1 protein-coding gene is annotated in these 300 nt (G+C 62.0%); it reads left to right on the forward strand.

All coding sequences use genetic code 11. The annotated features are described in order from the left end of the window. Positions 1-292: DUF1643 domain-containing protein (locus P0G09_RS18890; RefSeq protein ID WP_275253440.1), on the forward strand; the 292-nt coding region annotated here is incomplete at its 5' end. Between the last annotated feature and the right edge of the window lie 8 nt (positions 293-300).

Consider the following 300-nt stretch of genomic DNA (forward strand, 5'->3'; position numbering starts at 1 on the left):
GGACCGTGTGCCGGACCGCGCCCTCTGCGACGAGAACCTGCGCTGGCTGCGGGCCGTTCTGGCCGAGACCGAGCCCACCATGTGGGCCGCATGGGGCACCCTGATCGAAAAGCGGGACAACCTGCCCGGCCTGATGCGGGAGATGGTGGCCCTGACAAGAGAGCGGGACATCCCATGGGTCAACTTTGGCAAGCGGAGCAAAAAAGGCCATCCCCATCACCCGCTCTACCTGCGCAAAGATTCCACACCCGAGCCGTTTGATGTTGAAAACTATCTGGACACCTGTTTTTGAGGGAGGGA

This window comes from Faecalibacterium sp. DFI.5.82, from assembly GCF_029076575.1.
Classification (GTDB): Bacteria; Bacillota; Clostridia; order Oscillospirales; family Ruminococcaceae; genus Faecalibacterium; species Faecalibacterium duncaniae.